At 58.7% G+C, this 14,961-nt stretch carries 12 protein-coding genes; 6 read left to right on the top strand and 6 right to left on the bottom strand.

Annotation, left to right across the window (positions count from 1 at the left end; genetic code table 11):
* Window positions 1–138: 138 nt before the first annotated feature.
* The 4 genes from tctD to L379_RS08045 all read left to right on the top strand — a co-directional run bounded on the left by tctD (window position 139) and on the right by L379_RS08045 (window position 4,175).
* Window positions 139–813, top strand: a complete 675-nt coding sequence (tctD, locus tag L379_RS08030; RefSeq protein ID WP_006811361.1) for a transcriptional regulator TctD — start codon at window positions 139–141, stop codon at window positions 811–813.
* Window positions 800–2,209, top strand: a complete 1,410-nt coding sequence (locus tag L379_RS08035; RefSeq protein ID WP_032654323.1) for a sensor histidine kinase — start codon at window positions 800–802, stop codon at window positions 2,207–2,209. Before tctD ends, L379_RS08035 begins: the two co-directional genes overlap by 14 nt.
* A gap of 129 nt (window positions 2,210–2,338) precedes the next feature.
* Window positions 2,339–2,881, top strand: coding sequence for a YfaZ family outer membrane protein (locus L379_RS08040; protein ID WP_003859436.1), 543 nt, complete (start codon window positions 2,339–2,341; stop codon window positions 2,879–2,881).
* A gap of 94 nt (window positions 2,882–2,975) precedes the next feature.
* Window positions 2,976–4,175 (top strand): nicotinamide mononucleotide deamidase-related protein YfaY, encoded by a 1,200-nt coding sequence (locus L379_RS08045; RefSeq protein WP_017693016.1) that lies wholly within the window; start codon window positions 2,976–2,978, stop codon window positions 4,173–4,175.
* 31 nt (window positions 4,176–4,206) lie between these two features.
* Here L379_RS08045 and glpC read toward each other — a convergent pair whose 3' ends face one another.
* From glpC to glpA, 3 genes are read right to left on the bottom strand one after another with little or no spacing between them, the layout of a single operon-like run.
* Complete coding sequence (gene glpC / locus L379_RS08050; protein ID WP_032654319.1) at window positions 4,207–5,397, bottom strand: anaerobic glycerol-3-phosphate dehydrogenase subunit GlpC; 1,191 nt, start codon at window positions 5,395–5,397, stop codon at window positions 4,207–4,209.
* Window positions 5,394–6,611, bottom strand: a complete 1,218-nt coding sequence (gene glpB, locus L379_RS08055; protein ID WP_017693018.1) for a glycerol-3-phosphate dehydrogenase subunit GlpB — start codon at window positions 6,609–6,611, stop codon at window positions 5,394–5,396. Before glpB ends, glpC begins: the two co-directional genes overlap by 4 nt.
* On the bottom strand, window positions 6,601–8,229 hold the full coding sequence (gene glpA / locus L379_RS08060) for an anaerobic glycerol-3-phosphate dehydrogenase subunit A (protein ID WP_032654316.1): 1,629 nt from the start codon (window positions 8,227–8,229) through the stop codon (window positions 6,601–6,603). The genes glpB and glpA overlap by 11 nt, the downstream gene beginning before the upstream one ends.
* Window positions 8,230–8,479: 250 nt before the next feature.
* Between glpA and glpT the strand changes: the two genes are divergently transcribed.
* Both glpT and glpQ read left to right on the top strand, forming a co-directional pair.
* Window positions 8,480–9,832 (top strand): glycerol-3-phosphate transporter, encoded by a 1,353-nt coding sequence (gene glpT, locus L379_RS08065; protein WP_003859423.1) that lies wholly within the window; start codon window positions 8,480–8,482, stop codon window positions 9,830–9,832.
* Window positions 9,833–9,843: 11 nt separating this feature from the next.
* The gene (glpQ, locus tag L379_RS08070; RefSeq protein ID WP_032654313.1) at window positions 9,844–10,902 is read left to right on the top strand and encodes a glycerophosphodiester phosphodiesterase; all 1,059 of its coding nucleotides are present in this window, start codon (window positions 9,844–9,846) and stop codon (window positions 10,900–10,902) included.
* Between the two features lie 103 nt (window positions 10,903–11,005).
* Here glpQ and yfaE read toward each other — a convergent pair whose 3' ends face one another.
* The 3 genes from yfaE to nrdA all read right to left on the bottom strand — a co-directional run bounded on the left by yfaE (window position 11,006) and on the right by nrdA (window position 14,776).
* Window positions 11,006–11,260, bottom strand: coding sequence for a class I ribonucleotide reductase maintenance protein YfaE (gene yfaE, locus L379_RS08075; protein WP_003859419.1), 255 nt, complete (start codon window positions 11,258–11,260; stop codon window positions 11,006–11,008).
* Window positions 11,260–12,390, bottom strand: coding sequence for a class Ia ribonucleoside-diphosphate reductase subunit beta (gene nrdB, locus L379_RS08080; protein ID WP_026080618.1), 1,131 nt, complete (start codon window positions 12,388–12,390; stop codon window positions 11,260–11,262). The genes yfaE and nrdB overlap by 1 nt, the downstream gene beginning before the upstream one ends.
* 100 nt (window positions 12,391–12,490) lie before the next feature.
* Entirely contained in the window at window positions 12,491–14,776 is a 2,286-nt protein-coding gene (gene nrdA / locus L379_RS08085; protein ID WP_032654310.1) for a class 1a ribonucleoside-diphosphate reductase subunit alpha, read from the bottom strand.
* Window positions 14,777–14,961 lie beyond the last annotated feature (185 nt).

Below are 14,961 nucleotides of genomic sequence, written 5' to 3'. Positions count from 1 at the left end.
CCGGAGAACCGGGAGTAGGGGTACGGGTGTATTTTTTCTGATTATGTGAACCACCTTGTAGCGGTTCCGTTGCGTGATTGTTAAAACAATAACCTTTCATTTCCCTTTCACTGCGACACCAACTTTACAGGATGTGATATGCGTCTCTTACTCGCGGAAGATAATCGTGAGCTGGCTCACTGGCTGGAAAAAGCGCTGGTACAAAACGGATTTGCCGTGGATTGCGTCAATGATGGACGGGCGGCCGATCATCTTTTGCAGGGAGAAAACTATGCCGTCGCGATCCTTGATATCGGTATGCCCGGCTTCGACGGGCTGGAGGTGGTGCATCGCCTGAGAAAGCGCGGGCAGACGCTGCCGGTGCTGTTTCTTACCGCCCGCAGCAACGTGGCAGACAGGGTGAAGGGGCTGAATGCCGGGGCGGATGACTACCTGCCGAAACCGTTCGAGCTGGAGGAGCTTGATGCCCGCCTGCGCGCGCTGCTGCGCCGCAGCGAAGGACGAACCCAGGAGCGCCAGCGGCTGGGAGAGCTGGAGTACGATGATGAAGGCTTTTTTCTGCTGCGCGATGAACCCCTTTCCCTCACGCCGCGCGAACTCTCTTTGCTGAAGGTGCTGATGCACCGCCGGACCCGTCCCGTCTCCCGGCAACAGCTTTTCGACCAGGTATTCAGCCTGAACGACGACGTCAGCCCCGAGAGCATCGATCTCTATATTCACCGCCTGCGTAAGAAGCTGACCGGCAGCGGGGTGCGGATCATTACCCTCCGGGGGCTGGGCTACGTGCTGGAGTGCGGCGATGAGGTGGGTTAAGCCGCAGTCGCTTTACCTGCAACTTTTGCTTTTTCTGGGTTTGCCGCTGCTGCTGTTATGGGGGCTGTCAGCCTTTAACAGCTACGTTAGCGCGTTACAGGCGGCGACGCAGGCCTATGACCGCACGCTGTTATCCTCGGCGCGCACGGTGTCAGAGCGGCTGGTGGTGCACAACGGCAAGCTCCAGGTGAACGTGCCCTGGGTCGTGCTCGACAGCTTCGAGCTGAACATGAACGATCGCCTCTATTACAAGGTCGTGGACCCTGACGGGCGGACGATCTCCGGCTACGACGATCTGCCGAATATGCCTCCCTCCACGTCGCGCACTACACACTATCCGGCGCTGGCGTGGTTTTATCATACCGAGTATCGCGGGCAGGCGATCCGCGTGGCTAAGCTGCTCCAGCCGGTTAACGAGGACAGTGTGTTCGGGATGGCGGAGATCTACGTCGCCGAAACGTTGCAGTCGCGGCGCTATCTGGCCACTCAGCTGTTGTTTTCCTCGCTCGTGTCGCAGGGGCTGCTGGTGCTGCTGACGCTGGTCCTGACCGCGTGGCTGCTGCGTCGTGTGCTGCGCCCGATGCGGCAGCTCTCGTCCCTGATGGTGCGCCGTGAGCCCGGGCTGCTGGCTCCGCTGCCGGAGCTGCTGCCCTGGTCGGAAACGCGGCTGCTGATTGTGGCATTTAACCGCTATATCGACAGGTTGCGCGGCGTACTTTCGCGGCAGGCGCGCTTTAACGCCGACGCCTCACACCAGCTCAAAACGCCGCTGGCGGTGCTGAAAACCCAGGTATCGGTTGCCCTGACGCGTAACGATCCGGCGCTGTGGCAGGAGAGCTTACGGGCGATGAACGTCACGCTGGATAACACCATCGTGCTGACGGAAAGGCTGTTGCAGCTTTCGGCGGTGAAGCGAAAAGAGCAGGGGGAGCGACAGTTTGCGCCTGTCGATCTGGTACAGGTGGTGCAAAACTGCTGCTTTTCCCGGCTGGCGCAGGCGCGCAGCAAGGGTATCGATCTCGGTTATGACGGCGTACAGCAGCCGGTAATGATTGAGGGGGATGACGTGTTGCTGGGCGAACTTTGCGCCAACCTGCTGGAGAACGCGATCAAATACACACCGGAGCAGGGCGTTGTGACGGTGTACCTGCGCACGGCTAACGATGCCGTTGAGTTGAGCGTGGAGGACAGCGGACCGGGCATTGCTGAAGACCAGATCTCCCAGGCCATGCTGCCGTTTCATCGGCTGGATAACGTGGGCGATGCCGCCGGGTCCGGCATTGGCCTGGCGCTGGCTAACGATATTGCCCGCCTGCACCGCAGCCATCTTCAGCTGATGCCCAGTGAAAATCTGGGTGGGCTGAGCGTGAAAATGCGCTTTCTGATGCTGGTATAAATGCCGATATTATCAAATCGTTACAAACTAATTGCCCGCCGCACGCGGAGTCCATTGATCACACAGGCAGTCAGGTTAAAATCTCGCGGTTTTTGGACATCTCTGAATAAATTGTGCGGGATCACGACAATGAAAAAAGTGGCATTAATGGGCTTAAGCGGCCTGATGTTTGTTTCAGCAGCGGCAAACGCAATTTCCTTCAACGGCTCGGCGGGACAAGATTATACCCATCTGGGCTTTGGTCTTGGCACGGATAGCGCAGGCCTGGCAATGACCGGCGGCTGGACGCACAACGACGACGATGGGGATGCGGCAAGCCTGGGCCTCGGCTTCAACGTGCCGTTGGGTCCCTTCCTGGCGACCGTCGGCGGTAAAGGCATTTACACCAACCCGAACGACGGCGACGAAGGCTACGCGGCGGCAGTGGGTGGCGGCTTGCAGTGGAAAATTGGCGACAGCTTTGGCCTGTTCGGTGAGTACTACTACTCCCCGGATTCCCTCTCCAGCGGTATCGACAGCTATCAGGAAGCTAATGCCGGCGCGCGCTGGACCATCATGCGTCCGATCACCATCGAAGCGGGCTATCGCTATCTGAACCTGGCCGGTAAAGACGGCAACCGCGACAACGCCCTGGCAGACGGCCCATACGTTGGCGTGAGCGCCGGTTTCTAATCCTCTCGGCGCGGCGTTCAGTCGCGCCAGTTTCTCTCTTCCCCCGGTCTTCGATTGCGCTATAGTGTTTTGACCATTGAAATGGGAGAACACAATGATAAATGTGGAAATGTTATCCACTGGCGACGAAGTGCTGCATGGGCAAATCATTGATACCAATGCCGCCTGGCTCGCCGATCTCTTCTTTGAGCAAGGATTACCGTTAACGCGCCGCAACACCGTAGGTGACAATCTTGAGTCGCTGGTCAACGTTCTGCGCGAGCGCAGCGAACGCTGCGACGTGCTGATTGTGAACGGCGGGCTGGGACCCACCAGCGACGATCTCAGCGCGCTGGCCGCCGCCACGGCCAAAGGCGAAGGCCTGGTTCTGCACGAGGCGTGGCTGGCACAGATGGAGCGCTTTTTCTCCGGGCGTGGCCGCGTGATGGCCCCCAGCAACCGCAAGCAGGCTGAAATTCCCGCCAGCGCGGAACTGATTGATAACCCGGTCGGCACCGCCTGCGGGTTTGCCGTTCAGCTGAACCGCTGCCTGATGTTCTTCACCCCGGGCGTGCCGTCGGAATTTAAAGTGATGGTCGAGCAGCAGATCCTGCCGCGCCTGCGCGCGCGCTTTACGCTGCCTGAACCGCCGCTGTGCCTGCGTCTGACCACCTTTGGTCGCTCGGAAAGCGATCTGGCCCAGAGCCTCGATCACCTGCAACTGCCTCCCGGCGTGTCGATGGGCTATCGCTCCTCCATGCCGATTATTGAACTGAAGCTGACCGGACCGGCGTCAGAGAAAGCCGCCATGCTGGCGCTGTGGCCGGAAGTGCAGCGCGTCGCCGGGGAAAGCCTGATTTTCGAAGGAACGGAAGGGCTGCCGGCGCAGATCGCAGCGCATTTGCAGTCCCGCCAGCTGAGCGTGACGTTAAGCGAGCAGTTTACCGGTGGGCTTCTGGCGCTTCAGCTTACCCGGGCGGGTGCGCCGCTGCTGGCCAGTGAAGTGGTGCCGTTCCAGCAGGAGACGCTGGCGCAGACCGCGCGCTGGGCGTCCGAGCGCAGAGTGAAGCATTTCGCCGGGCTGGCGCTGTTTGTGGGCGGGCTGGATGAGGAGCATCTCAACTTTGCCCTTGCAACGCCGGAAGGGACGCACGCCCTGCGGGTCAGGATGAGCATTACCCGCCACAGCCTGGCCGTGCGTCAGGAGGTGTGCGCGATGATGGCACTGAACATGCTGCGCCGCTGGCTGAACGGGAAAGAGGTCGCCAGCGAGCACGGCTGGATCAACGTCGTCGAATCGCTGTTCGTGGAGTGAGAGTGTGCCGGGGCCGTGTCCCCGGCAACGGTTACGCCAGCGCTTTTGCCAGCAAGGTAATGGGATGTTCACAGCGTTTGCTGGTGGACATCTCGATCTGCCACTTGCAGGTTTCGCAGTCCGTCACCACGATATCTGCGCCGCTCTCTTCAATCTGCCGGAACAGTGGCGCGCCAATGGCCTGTGACGTTGGGTAGTTTTCACGCTTGAAGCCGTACGTGCCTGCGATGCCGCAGCAGCGTGAGTCCAGCACCGTCAGCTCCAGCCCGGGGATCAGCCGCAGCAGCTCAAGCGTATAGATCGACCAGCCCATCTTCTCCATATGACATGGCGTGTGATACACCACCTTCAGCGGCAATTTGCCCAGCGGTAACGTCTGCCCGCTGTCCAGTTTGCGCCAGAGAAAACGGGTCGCCAGCTCAATGTGCTCGGGCAGGCCGGTGTTATCCACCTCCAGCAGATGCGGATATTCATCGCGCAGCGTGAAGGTACAGGTTGACGACGTCGCCAGTACCGGTATCCCTTTGTCGACGATCGCCTCACGTAAAGAGGTGACGTTGCTGCTCGCCTGCTTGCGCGCTTTGTCGATGAAGCCGTTGGCAATCAGCGGAACGCCGCAGCACTTTTCTTTGCTCAGCAGCTGAACGCCCGTTCCCATGGCGTTCAGGACTTTCAGCAGGTCTTTCCCCAGCTGCGGATGGTTGTAGTTCACGTAGCAGCCGTGGAAGAAGGCAACCTGCTCAGCGAACTGCGCCTGTTCTGCCGCCACGGATTTAAACCAGCGGCGGAAGGTGCCGTGAGAATATTTCGGCAGACTGCGGTGATGGTCGATTTTGAGCGTCGCATCCAGCAGCCTGCGCACCGGCTTCAGGGCGGTGGCGGCATTGACGACCGGCGCGAAAGGCGTCGAGAGGCTACCCATCAGGTCGGTGTGGCTCAGTATCGCGTCACGCAGCGTCGGTTTTTGCGTACTGTAGCGGGCGCGGGCGCGCTGGATGATATCGCCTATTTTCACGTCCGACGGGCAGGCAACTTCGCAGCGTTTACAGTTGATACAGTATTTCAGCGCCTCGTCGTAGAGCGCGCCATCCTTCAGGCGCAGACGCTCCCCGTCGGGACCGGCCTGTTTCGGGCCGGGATAGCGCGGATCGACGCCGCTGACCGGGCAAACCGTGGTGCAGACCGTGCATTTGATACAGCTTTCAAATCGGGTGTCGTTCATTGTGCTCCCTCCCTGCGCTGGATAATCTGCTCCGCGACATGCAGCGCAGTGACGGCGCAGACGCCGCCACCGCAGCCCTGCGCCACGGGATCGTACCCGCCCAGAACCGAGCCGATGGCGTAAAGATTTTCAACCGGTTCCCCGCCCAGCCGCGGGCGCAGTTGGCTGTCGACGATCACGCCGAACTGCTGCCAGGGCTGCGGGGTGAAGAAATCGCTTTGATACCAGTCCGCGCGGGAAGCGCTTTGCCGGACGTCCAGACCGAGGATCGCCTCACGCACGCCATCCCGGCTGCTCAGCAGACCGTTACTGAAGAAACTGCCGCTTGCCAGCACCGTAAAGCGTGCGCGAAGCGGGATGTCGCCGTGGTTGCGGGTCCAGATTTCGCTTACCGCGCCCTCAGCCAGGATGATTTTTTTCACCTCGTCGCCTGCCATCCAGACGCCACCCTGGGCAACAAACTGACGCTGAAGCTGGGTGTGCAGACGAATGCCGGGCACGGAAGGGGGGAGCGTCGGCAGTAAACCGAGCGTACAGGGCAGGCGCGCCGAGAGCCAGCGCCAGAGCCGGTTGTCCGTTAAGCCAAAACAGGCGGGCATAAACAGGGCGTCGCAGGTCTCGCCGAGCGGTTGAAGCGCCGCGTACAGCTGCGGCCAGTAACTTTCATTATCCAGCAGGCGGGCAATGTTCACCGCACGAAACTCGCTGGGGTTTTCGCGCAGCACGTCGAGTTCGGGGAGATCAATCTCCGCCGTATCCACCTGAACACCCTGCTGTCTGAGAGACGCGGCGGCCAGATGCGGCTGGAAATCGAGGAAGCCGCTGATCCCCACCACCCGCACGCGCTCGGCAGCGATGGGGGCGACAGGCACCTCTTCCGGGCTAAGCCAGGCGGCGCGCAGGGTGCCGAGCGGCGTGACGCGCTGATGATTTTGCTCGGCGTCACCCTGCATGCGTGCGCCGCAGGTGGTGAGCAGGTGTTCGGTTTCGCAGGCAAAGCGGGCCATATTCTCTGCGCCCGTCAGGCGGTAGGGATGTTCAGGCGGCAGATCGGCGAACGATAGCGCGCCCAGTAAATCCAGCGAGCCGGAAGAGAAGTGCAGGGCACTCTGACCGCGAGTGACAATGGCGCAGCGCAGACCCCGCTGCGTCAGTTTGAGGCCGCACAGCAGGCCCGCCAGTCCCCCACCCACAATCACGGTATCAAATTTCATGGTTGTGCTCCTTCTCCAGACCGCAAAGCCCCTGATAGACCCAGCGGGTAAACTCGCTTTCGCGCAGGGCATCGCCCCAGGCGACGGGCTGAATGCCTTTCCAGCGCTCGTTTAAAAAATCGCTGAGCTGGGCAAGCGACTGGGTTGACGTGGTGGCGTGAAAACGTTGCAGCAGCCCGGCGGCACGGCAGGCGCACAGCTCCCCCTGACAGGTGCCCATCCCGACGCGCGTGCGGCGGCGTAAATCGAGCAGGTTGTTCACCGTCAGGTTTTCCACGGCATACTGCACCTCGCCTGCGGTCACGGCTTCGCATTCGCACACCAGGCTGCGGCTGAGTCGCCCTTCACCGAGCCAGGTTGGGGTGCGGTCGCCGTGACGGTAAATCGCCGAACCGCGAAGCGGGGCAGGGAGTGAAATGATTTTGTGCAGCGTTTTTTCTGTCGATTGCTGCGAGCCGGGCAGAGCCTGTTCCGCCGTCACGCACGGTGCGGTGTTGCCGAGCTTACGGCAGACGGCATCGGTGGCCCACTGGGCCATCAGCCGGTAGGTCATCAGCTTGCCGCCGGTAATGGTGATAAACCCGTCCATGCCGTCACGTTCGGCGTGATCGAGCAGCACGATGCCGCGGCTGACGTTACGCCCGCTCGGATCGTTATCGCTGGCGACAAGGGGACGCACGCCCGCGTAGGCACGCAGAATACGCGTCTGCGCCATCACCGGGGCCAGCTTTTCCCCTTCGCGCAGCAGGATATCCACCTCTTCAGCGGTGATGCGGTTGTAATCAATTTCACTGTAGTCCACATGCATTGAGGTCGTGCCGATTAACGAAATGGTGTCCCCCGGCACGAGGATATCGGCGTCAGACGGTTTACGGCAGCGGTTGATGACATGGTTATTGATGCGGTGGTCGAGGATCAGCAGCGAGCCTTTCGCCGGGAACATGCGCACCGACAGGTCCGCGTATTCCGCGATGCGCTGGCCCCAGATCCCCGCCGCGTTGACCACGACGGCGGCATACAGCTCGCGGTGTTCGTTGTACTGCGCATCAAACACGCGCACCCCGCGCACGGTATTACCTTCACGAATAAGCCCGGTGACGTGATGCCCGGTCAGGATCCGGGCGCCATGTTCCCGTGCGTCGAGCATATTGGCGGCGGTCAGGCGGAAAGGATCAACGGTTCCGTCCGGTACTTTTACCGCGCCCAGTAACGCCGGGTTTACCGAGGGTTCAAGACGGCGCGCCTGCGCAGGATCGATCGCCTCGGCCTGAATGCCTGCCGCCGTGCAGGCGGTGATAAAGGTTTGCTGAAAGCCGAGGTCATCTTCTGGAAGGGTGATAAAAAGACCGTTGGTCGGTTCAACGCAGTGGCGGGCGATGCGCCTGAGGATCTGGTTTTCAGCGATACACTCGCGTGCTGACTCAGCGTCAGTGACCGCATAGCGGGCGCCGCTGTGCAACAGACCGTGATTACGTCCCGTCGCGCCGGTGGCGATATCGTGGCGTTCCAGAAGCGTGACGCTCAATCCCCGCAGGGCGCAGTCGCGTGCGATGCCGGCACCCGTCGCGCCACCGCCAATGATAATCACATCGCTGAAGCGTGGATCGTGAATTGTCATTGCCTTTCCTCTATGTTCGTTTTTTAGCATTTAGCCACATTGATCGTGTGGTTTGTTTGATTTCGAACATAAACGCGCGAAATTCGAAAGTGAAACGTGATTTCATGCGCTTTTTTGCGCATTCTGTCATATTTCTGTAACAATCTGTGCGTTGATTCACAGTAACATTCACCGTGATTTCTTAACATCGCCGCCTCTGTAGCCGGGCGCGAGATGCCCGGTCATTTTTTGAAAGGCCACGGAGGCTGTTATGCTCAGTATCTTTAAACCTGCGCCACATCGGGCGCGACTGCCAGAGGCAGAGATTGATCCTCTCTACCGCCGTCTGCGTTGGCAAATCTTCCTCGGGATCTTCTTCGGGTATGCGGCGTACTATCTGGTACGTAAAAACTTTGCGCTCGCCATGCCGTACCTGGTGGAGCAGGGCTTCTCTCGCGGCGATCTGGGATTTGCGCTGTCGGGGATCTCCATCGCGTACGGTTTTTCGAAGTTCATTATGGGGTCGGTGTCGGATCGTTCGAATCCGCGCGTGTTCCTGCCCGCCGGTCTGATCCTCGCGGCAGCGGTGATGCTGTTCATGGGCTTTGTGCCGTGGGCGACCTCCAGCATTGCCATCATGTTCGTGCTGCTGTTCCTCTGCGGCTGGTTCCAGGGGATGGGATGGCCGCCATGCGGACGCACCATGGTTCACTGGTGGTCACAGAAAGAGCGTGGTGGAATTGTTTCGGTCTGGAACTGTGCGCATAACGTCGGGGGCGGGCTTCCGCCGCTGCTGTTCCTGCTGGGGATGGCCTGGTTCAACGACTGGCATGCCGCGCTCTATATGCCAGCCTTTGGCGCCATTCTGGTGGCGATTATCGCCTTCGCTCTGATGCGCGACACCCCACAGTCCTGCGGCCTGCCGCCGATTGAAGAGTACAAAAACGACTACCCGGATGATTACAGCGAGAAGCACGAAGAAGAGCTGACGGCAAAGCAGATCTTCATGAAGTACGTGCTGCCGAACAAGCTGCTGTGGTACATCGCGGTGGCAAACGTATTTGTCTACCTGCTGCGCTACGGCATCCTCGACTGGTCGCCAACCTACCTGAAAGAGGTGAAGCACTTCGCGCTGGATAAATCCTCCTGGGCCTATTTCCTGTATGAATACGCGGGCATTCCCGGCACGCTGATCTGCGGCTGGATGTCGGACAAAGTGTTTAAGGGCAACCGTGGGGCGACGGGCGTGTTCTTTATGACGCTGGTCACCATCGCGACGGTCGTTTACTGGCTTAACCCGCCGGGGAATCCGGGTGTGGATATGGCCTGTATGATCGTCATCGGCTTCCTGATTTATGGTCCGGTTATGCTGATTGGTCTGCATGCCCTGGAGCTGGCGCCGAAGAAAGCGGCAGGCACGGCGGCAGGCTTTACCGGTCTGTTTGGCTACCTCGGCGGTTCGGTCGCTGCGAGCGCCATCGTCGGCTACACCGTCGACTTCTTCGGCTGGGATGGCGGCTTTATGGTGATGATTGGCGGCAGCGTGCTGGCTGTTCTGCTGCTGGTTGTTGTGATGATTGGTGAAAAACGTCACCACGCCGAAGTGCTGGCGCGTCGTCAATAAGGAGCATTGCGATGAAATTAACTCAGTTAGCGACAGGTCTGCTGCTGGCGGGCCTGATGACAGGCTCCGCGCTGGCGGCGGATAAGATCGTGATCGCCCACCGTGGCGCCAGCGGTTATCTGCCGGAGCATACGCTGCCGGCAAAAGCGATGGCCTATGCCCAGGGCGCGGATTATCTGGAGCAGGATCTGGTGATGACGAAGGACGACCAGCTGGTCGTTCTGCATGACCACTATCTTGACCGCGTGACGGACGTGGCGGAGCGTTTCCCGGATCGCGCCCGTAAAGATGGTCGCTACTACGCCATCGACTTCACGCTGGCGGAGATCCGCTCGCTGAAGTTTACCGAGGGCTTCGAGATTGAAAACGGTAAGAAGGTACAGGTCTATCCGGGACGTTTCCCGATGGGCAAGTCTGACTTCCGTATTCACACCTTCGAAGAGGAGATCGAGTTTGTTCAGGGGCTGAACCACTCGACAGGAAAAAATATCGGTATCTACCCGGAAATCAAAGCGCCGTGGTTCCACCATCAGGAAGGGAAGGACATTGCCGCGAAGACGCTGGAGGTACTGAAAAAGTACGGCTACACCAGCAAGCAGGATAAGGTTTTCCTGCAATGTTTCGACGCCGCGGAACTGAAGCGCATCAAAACCGAGCTGGAGCCGAAAATGGGGATGGATCTCAATCTGGTGCAGCTGATTGCGTATACCGACTGGAATGAAACCCAGGAAAAACAGCCGGACGGGAAGTGGGTGAACTACAGCTATGACTGGATGTTTAAGCCGGGCGCGATGAAGCAGATTGCGCAGTACGCCGACGGCATCGGGCCGGATTACCACATGCTGGTGGCGGAAGGCTCAACGCCGGGTCACGTGAAGCTGACGGCGATGGTGAAAGAGGCGCATGCGAGCAAGATGCAGGTGCATCCGTATACCGTACGCGCAGACCAGCTGCCGGAGTATGCGACGGACGTGAATCAGCTTTACGACGTGCTGTATAACCAGGCGGATGTGGACGGGTTGTTTACGGATTTCCCGGATAAAGCGGTCGAATTCATTCACCGGAAATAGGTTTGGTAGGTCGGGTAAGGCGAAGCCGCCACCCGACAATCAGGCTCTGCGGCCTGATGCCCTCACCCTAACCCTCTCCCAAGGGGAGAGGGAACAAGGGTAATCACATCTCGATCTCAATATCGCCTTTTGCCCGGCAGCAGCAGGGCAAAATCTCCCCTTCACTGATAAAGGCCAGCGGTTCGGTCAGCCAGTCTACCTGGCCTGCGACCAGACGGCAGCGGCAGGAGCCGCAGTAGCCTTCACGACACTGGTACTCTACTTCTACCTGATGCGCTTCAAGCGCCACCAGCAGAGAAGGGTGCTCTTCCTGGCACAACACCTCTGTACCAGAAAGGCTCAGCGTTACGCGGCTCATCAGAGCTGGAAATCGCTCAGGTCGTCGGTGTTGACTTCAGAATCAATCTGACCGACCAGATAAGAACTCACTTCCACTTCCTGCGGCGCAACCTGCACGTTATCGGACACCAGCCAGGTGTTGATCCACGGAATCGGGTTAGAGCGCGTCTGGAATGGCAGATCGAGACCCACAGCCTGCATGCGGATGTTAGTGATGTACTCCACGTACTGGCACAGAATGTCTTTGTTCAGGCCAATCATGGAGCCGTCGCGGAACAGGTAGTCTGCCCACTCTTTCTCCTGCTGGGCGGCCAGCACGAACAGATCGTAGCATTCCTGCTTGCACTCTTCGGCAATCGCAGCCATTTCCGGGTCGTCCGCGCCGCTGCGCAGCAGGTTCAGCATATGCTGGGTGCCGGTCAGGTGCAGGGCTTCGTCACGGGCGATCAGGCGGATAATTTTGGCGTTACCTTCCATCAGCTTGCGCTCGGCAAAAGCGAAGGAGCAGGCGAAGCTTACGTAGAAGCGGATTGCTTCCAGCGCGTTGACGCTCATCAGGCACAGGTATAGCTGCTTTTTCAGGGCCCGCAGGTTTACGGTAATGGTTTTGCCGTTCACGTTATGCGTGCCTTCGCCCAGCAGATGCCAGTAGCTGGTCATCTCGATCAGCTCATCGTAGTAGTGCGCAATGCCTTCCGCGCGCTTCTGGATCTGCTCGTTGGTGACGATATCGTCAAACACCACCGCCGGATCGTTCACGATGTTGCGGATGATGTGGGTGTAAGAGCGGGAGTGGATCGTCTCGGAGAACGCCCAGGTCTCTACCCAGGTTTCCAGCTCAGGAATGGAGATCAGCGGCAGCAGCGCCACGTTCGGACTACGGCCCTGGATGGAGTCCAGCAGCGTCTGGTACTTCAGGTTGCTGAGGAAGATGTGCTTTTCGTGTTCCGGTAGCGCCTGGAAATCGATACGGTCGCGAGAAACGTCAACTTCTTCCGGACGCCAGAAGAAGGAGAGTTGCTTTTCAATCAGCTTTTCGAAGATGTCATATTTTTGCTGATCGTAGCGTGCCACGTTGACCGGCTGGCCGAAGAACATCGGCTCTTTGAGCTGGTCGTTTTTCGTCTGTGAAAAGGTGGTATATGCCATTGCGGTGAGTCCTGTTGAGATTTTATTGCCCGGCGGCACTGCGTTTGCCGGGCCTACAAAACCGTAGGCCGGGTAAGCGTAGCGCCACCCGGCGAAGTGCTTAGATCTTACATGCGCCGCTTTCGCAGCCATCGTCCTGAATTGACGGCACCAGGTCGTCCTGGGCGTCTTCCGCACCATCACGGGTGTTGTGATAGTACAGCGTTTTCACGCCAAATTTGTAGGCGGTGAGCAGGTCTTTCAGCAGTTGCTGCATCGGAACCTTGCCAGACGGGAAGCGCGTCGGGTCGTAGTTGGTATTGGCAGAGATCGACTGGTCGATAAACTTCTGCATGATACCCACCAGTTGCAGATAGCCGTCGTTGTTTGGCATTTCCCACAGCAGCTCGTAGTTGTCACCCAGCGTTTCGTAATCCGGCACCACCTGACGCAGCACGCCGTCTTTCGACGCTTTGATGCTGACGTGGCCGCGCGGTGGCTCAATACCGTTGGTGGCGTTGGAGATCTGCGAAGAGGTCTCGGACGGCATCAGGGCAGAGAGCGTGGAGTTACGCAGACCGTGAGTTTTAATGGACTCGCGCATGCCTTCCCAGTCGAGGTGCAGCGGCTCGCTGACGATCGCATCCAGGTCTTTTTTGTAGGTGTCGATCGGCAGAATGCCTTTCGCGTAGGTGGTTTCGTTGAACCACGGGCACGCGCCTTGCTCTTTCGCCAGCTCGTTAGAGGCTTTCATCAGGTAGTATTGGATCGCTTCGAACGTCTGGTGCGTCAGATTGTTGGCGCTGCCGTCGGAGTAACGCTTGCCGTTTTTCGCCAGCCAGTAGGCGAAGTTGATCACGCCGATACCTAAAGTGCGACGGCCCATTGCGCCGCGTTTTGCCGCCGGGATTGGGTAATCCTGGTAATCCAGCAGGGCGTCGAGCGCACGAACCGCCAGCACCGCCAGCTCTTCCAGCTCGTCCAGGCTCTTAATCGCACCCAGGTTGAACGCGGACAGCGTACAAAGCGCGATTTCACCGTTTTCGTCGTTCACGTCTTCCAGCGGTTTAGTCGGCAGGGCGATCTCCAGGCACAGGTTGGACTGGCGCACTGGTGCAACCACCGGATCGAACGGGCTGTGGGTGTTGCAGTGGTCAACGTTCTGGATGTAGATACGGCCGGTAGAAGCACGTTCCTGCATCATCAGGGAGAACAGATCGACCGCTTTCACGCGCTGCTTGCGGATGCTGTCGTCTTTTTCATATTTGGTGTACAGACGCTCGAACTCGTCCTGATCGGCGAAGAAGGCGTCGTACAGACCCGGGACGTCGGACGGGCTGAACAGGGTGATGTCTTCCCCTTTCAGCAGACGGGTGTACATCAGCTTGTTGATCTGCACGCCGTAGTCCATGTGACGCACGCGGTTGCCTTCCACGCCGCGGTTGTTCTTCAGAACCAGCAGACTTTCCACTTCCAGGTGCCACATCGGGTAGAACAGGGTCGCTGCACCACCACGCACGCCGCCCTGAGAGCAGGATTTTACTGCCGTCTGGAAGTGCTTGTAGAACGGAATACAGCCGGTGTGGAACGCTTCACCGCCGCGGATCGGGCTGCCCAGTGCACGGATACGGCCGGCGTTGATGCCGATACCGGCACGCTGGGAGACGTATTTCACGATGGCGCTGGAGGTCGCGTTGATGGAATCCAGGCTGTCACCACACTCGATCAGTACGCAGGAGCTGAACTGACGGGTAGGGGTACGCACGCCAGACATGATTGGCGTAGGCAGAGAAATCTTGAACGTAGAGACCGCATCGTAGAAACGCTTCACGTAGTCCAGACGGGTTTCACGCGGGTAATTAGAGAACAGGCAGGCGGCCACCAGAATATAGAGGAACTGGGCACTCTCGTAGATTTCGCCCGTCACACGGTTCTGAACCAGGTATTTACCTTCGAGCTGCTTCACCGCCGCGTAGGAGAAGTTCATGTCGCGCCAGTGATCGATAAACCCGTTCATCTGCTCGAACTCTTCTTCCGTATAGTCTTCCAGCAGATGCGTGTCGTATTTGCCCAGCTCGACCATTTTCACTACGTGATCGTAAAGCTTCGGCGGCTCGAACTGGCCGTAGGCTTTTTTACGCAGGTGGAAAATCGCCAGACGCGCAGCGAGGTACTGATAATCCGGTGCGTCGCGGGAGATCAGATCTGCCGCGGCTTTGATAATGGTTTCGTGGATATCAGACGTTTTGATGCCGTCGTAGAACTGAATGTGAGAACGCAGTTCAACCTGGGAGATAGATACGTTGTTCAGTCCTTCTGCTGCCCAGTCGAGAACTCGATGGATTTTGTCCAGATTGATACGCTCGGTGGTACCGTCGCGCTTTGTCACCAGCAGACTCTGATTCATGTGGGTTTTTACCTGTCCGTGAAATAAAAAAATATCCCCCGCTTATCCACAGAACCGTCTTGTGACTAACTCTGTGGATAAATACTACATATAGGGGTTTTGCGATAAGAAGAACGCTATATGGTGAGTATTCTAGTATCGAATCTTTTCAGCACAAGGGTTGATTTTGACGTTAAATTGAGGTT

The sequence above is a fragment of the Enterobacter sp. MGH 33 genome (assembly GCF_000534535.1).
Classification (GTDB): Bacteria; Pseudomonadota; Gammaproteobacteria; order Enterobacterales; family Enterobacteriaceae; genus Enterobacter; species Enterobacter hormaechei_C.
The sequence above is the reverse complement of the archived record's forward strand: the minus strand, read 5'-3'. Positions and strand labels throughout refer to the sequence as shown.